The organism is Micromonospora sp. URMC 107 (assembly GCF_051386315.1).
In the GTDB taxonomy this organism is placed as follows: Bacteria; Actinomycetota; Actinomycetes; order Mycobacteriales; family Micromonosporaceae; genus Micromonospora.
The window spans coordinates 1-3686 of record NZ_JBPQTK010000242.1 but is presented as its reverse complement, the minus strand read 5'-3'; the positions used below and the strand labels follow the sequence as shown (position 1 = coordinate 3686).

2 protein-coding genes and 2 pseudogenes are annotated in these 3686 nt (G+C 72.2%); 1 reads left to right on the top strand and 3 read right to left on the bottom strand.

Annotated features, from left to right (window positions below; genetic code table 11):
- Positions 1 to 67: 67 nt before the first annotated feature.
- The 3 genes and pseudogenes from ACSNN9_RS28120 to pdhA all read right to left on the bottom strand — a co-directional run.
- Positions 68 to 520, bottom strand: a pseudogene (locus tag ACSNN9_RS28120) (biotin/lipoyl-containing protein); the annotation flags it as partial.
- Positions 521 to 525: 5 nt separating this feature from the next.
- Positions 526 to 1515 (bottom strand): alpha-ketoacid dehydrogenase subunit beta, encoded by a 990-nt coding sequence (locus tag ACSNN9_RS28115; protein ID WP_436676331.1) that lies wholly within the window; start codon positions 1513 to 1515, stop codon positions 526 to 528.
- Positions 1515 to 2690, bottom strand: a complete 1176-nt coding sequence (pdhA, locus tag ACSNN9_RS28110) for a pyruvate dehydrogenase (acetyl-transferring) E1 component subunit alpha (protein WP_436676330.1) — start codon at positions 2688 to 2690, stop codon at positions 1515 to 1517. Before pdhA ends, ACSNN9_RS28115 begins: the two co-directional genes overlap by 1 nt.
- Positions 2691 to 3244: 554 nt before the next feature.
- On the opposite strand from pdhA, the pseudogene ACSNN9_RS28105 reads away from it, so the two are divergent.
- Positions 3245 to 3686, top strand: a pseudogene (locus ACSNN9_RS28105) (hypothetical protein); the annotation flags it as partial.

The following is a 3686-nucleotide window of genomic DNA, read 5'->3' as shown; positions in this document are numbered from 1 at the left end:
GTTGTGGTGGAGGACAGGACACCTCCGATCACCACGATTCCGGCACCACAGGTCCATGATCGACGCAACGGGGGCGGCGCTTGGCCGCCGCGGTGCGGGGGCCGTAACCGACCAGGACGGCGGTACGGCCGCCCGGGGCGGGACCGCCGATCAGGCCCGGCTCGACCGCGCCCTCGGCCGGCGCCACCTCGACCGCGGCCAGCGACGCCGCCGACGGGGTGGGCAGGGCGGCGGCCGGCGCACCGGTCGTCGACGCCTCGATCGGGCCGGCGCCCGGGTCGGTGTCGATCGCGATGATCGGCGTGCCGACCTCGACCGTGCTTCCCTCCGGGTGGAAGATCGCCTGCACCTGGCCGGCCCACTTCGCCGGGATCTCGACGGCCGCCTTGGCCGTCTCCACCTCGACGATCGGCTGGTTCAGCTCGATGACGTCGCCGACCTTGACCAGCCACGCGAGGATCTCACCCTCGGTCAGGCCCTCGCCCAGGTCGGGCAGGTTGAACTCCTTGATCCGCGACATGCCGCTCACCAGCCGAAGGTGCGGTCGACGGCGTCGAGCACCCGGTCGAGGTCGGGCAGGTACTCCTCCTCCACCCGGGAGGCCGGGTAGGGGGTGTCGAAGCCGGTCACCCGCAGCACCGGGGACTCCAGGGAGTAGAAGCACTCCTCGGTGACCCGGGCCGCGATCTCCGAGCCCAGGCCCAGGTTGCCCGGGGCCTCGTGCACGACCACGCAGCGGCCGGTGCGCTTCACCGACTCGTACGCGGCGGTCAGGTCCAGCGGGGAGAGCGAGCGCAGGTCGATGACCTCCAGCTCCCGGCCGTCCTCGGCGGCGGCGGTCGCCGCGTCCAGGCAGGTCCGCACCATCGGCCCGTACGCCAGCACCGTGGCGTCCGTGCCGGGCCGGACGACCCGGGACGAGTGCAGCGGGTACGCCCCGGACAGCGGGGCGTCCAGCTCGACCGGTCCCTTCTCCCAGTAGCGCCGCTTCGGCTCCAGGAAGACGATCGGGTCGTCCGACGCGATGGCCTGCTGGATCATGGTGTAGGCGTCCTGCGGGTTGGCGCAGGACACCACCTTCAGGCCGGCGGTGTGGGCGAAGTACGCCTCGGGCGACTCGGAGTGGTGCTCGACCGCGCCGATGCCGCCGCCGAACGGGATCCGGATGACCATCGGGATCCGGACCTTGCCCTGCGAGCGGTAGTGCATCTTCGCCACCTGCGACACGATCTGGTCGTACGCGGGGTAGACGAAGCCGTCGAACTGGATCTCGCAGACCGGCCGGAAACCGCGGATGGCCAGGCCCACGGCGGTGCCGATGATGCCGGACTCGGCGAGCGGCGTGTCGATCACCCGCTGGTCGCCGAAGTCCTTCTGGAGGCCGTCGGTGATCCGGAAGACGCCGCCGAGCTTGCCGACGTCCTCGCCCATGATGACGACCTTCGGGTCGTTCTCCAGGGCCCTGCGCAGGCCGGTGTTGAGGGCCTTGCCGAGGCTGAGCGTCTCCGTGGCCATCAGTGGGCGCTCCCCTCGAACGACTCCATGTACTTCGTGAACTGCGCCCGCTGCTCGTCGAGCTCGGGGGATCCGTTGGGGTAGACGTGGTCGAACATCGTCACCGGCTCCGGGTTGGGCATGGCGAGCACCCGCTCGCGCAGGTGCACCGACTCGGTGCGGGCCTGCTCGTCGACGGCGGTGAAGAAGTCCGCGTCGGCGATCTGCTGCTTCTCCAGGAACGCCTTCATCCGGGCGATCGGGTCCTTCGCCTGCCAGGCCTCGACCTCGCTGGCGATCCGGTAGCGGGTCGGGTCGTCGGAGGTGGTGTGCGCGCCCATCCGGTAGGTGTAGGCCTCGATCAGGCTGGGGCCCTGGCCGAGCCGGGCGTTGTCCAGCGCGTGCCGGGTCACCGCGTACGACGCGAGCACGTCGTTGCCGTCCACCCGGACGCCGGGGAAGCCGAAGCCGCCCGCCCGCTGGTAGAGCGGCACGCGGGTCTGCCGCTCCAGCGGCTCGGAGATGGCGTACTGGTTGTTCTGGCAGAAGAACACCAGCGGGGCGTTGAAGACGCTGGCCCAGACGAACGCCTCGTTGACGTCGCCCTGGCTGGTGGCGCCGTCGCCGAAGTAGGCGATCACCGCCTCGCCGTCCTCGGTCCCGGTCTTGCCGTCCATGTGGACGCCCATGGCGTACCCGGTCGCGTGCAGGGTCTGCGCCCCGATCACGATCGTGTACATGTTGAACTTGAACTCGTTCGGGTCCCAGCCACCCTGGTCGACGCCCCGGAACAGGCCGAGCGGCATGATCGGGTCGATGCCCCGGCAGTAGAGGACGCCGTGCTCCCGGTAGGTCGGGAAGGCCATGTCCTGCGTACGCAGCGCGCGTCCCGAGCCCACCTGCGCGGCCTCCTGGCCCAGCAGGCTGGCCCACAGACCCAGCTCGCCCTGGCGCTGCAACGCGGTGGCCTCGGCGTCGAGCTTGCGGACCAGCACGAGGTCGCGGTAGAGCCCGCGGTACTCCTCGTCGGTGAAGTCGACGCGGTACTCAGTCCCGTCCGGGCCCGTCGCGCTCTCGATCCGCTCACCCTCCGGGGTGAGCAGCTGCACCAGCTGCGGGTCGCCGGTCGCACCCTTCCTGGACCGGGGTGCGGCCCGTCGGCCGCGACTGGAGACCCCGGGGTCGCCCTTTGCCATCCGTCTCTCCCTGTCTGTCTGCGTCGGCACCGGGGGGTCACCCGGCCGCGCAACTCGTGCGCCTGCCCGGCTGGTGCCGGACGGGTTCCTGGCGGCCGCGCCTAGCCCCGGTGGGGGTTGCCGCGCGGCGTGAGCCGGATTCTTGGCCGAACCCGGTTCGGGAGCGCCGGCGCCCAGCCGCGCCTGCCGCGGGGGTGCGCGGAGGTCGTGGCTGCGTTGCCGTCGTGGTCCATATTCGCATCACACGTGAGCGCGCCCACACTGCGCCTGTCCCGCGCCGTGGTGGTGGCCCGCTTCGTCGCACGAACGGCCCGGTGTCCGTTGCATCGACGCCCGGCCGATCCGGCGGTGGTTCGTCACCGTTCGGCCATATACGCGTGTCGACACGCTGTGCAGGGTTGGCCGACGCAGCGTCACTGGTCCAGGCTGATTGGCGCGGGATCGTCCGCGTCGGGCGGTTTGCCGCTTCCACGCGTCCGGGCGGTACGCCGGGCGCTCCGGAGCGGTCGCCGTACCGGGCCGTCCGCCGCCGAGCCGACGAAAGGGAGTGCGTGGTGTCCGAGCCAGCCCAAGATCCCGCCACCCCCTTCCTCGGTCGGCATCGCGCCCCCGGCGGCTACCGGAGGCTGGTCGGGGCGCACCGGGCTCCCGGCTCGGGCGGGCCGTCCCGGGGCTACCTGTTCACGGTGGCGCTGCTCGCCGGCACCGCGTCGATGCCGGTCCTCGCCGCGATCAGCACCGGCTCCGCCACCGTCGGCAGCACGGCCCTGCCGGACAGCAGCACCCCGTTCCTGCCGACACCCTCGGTCGGCCCCGTGGTGATCCCGGTGCCGGCGACAGGTCAGCCGCCGGTCGTCCCGTCGACCCCGTCCCCCGCCGTGGCCGCCCCGGGCGACTGGTGGATCGTCCCGCCCTTCCCGCGTACGCCGATCGTCGCCGCGCCGGCCCCGCCGCACCCCGCCGAGGATGTACGCGAACGGGATCCCGCTGACGAAG

Bases quoted from the DNA above. Each gene is read 5' to 3' on its own strand.
- ACSNN9_RS28115 (WP_436676331.1), bottom strand. From the start codon at position 1,515: ATGGCCACGGAGACGCTCAGCCTCGGCAAGGCCCTCAACACCGGCCTG.
- pdhA (WP_436676330.1), bottom strand. From the start codon at position 2,690: ATGGCAAAGGGCGACCCCGGGGTCTCCAGTCGCGGCCGACGGGCCGCA.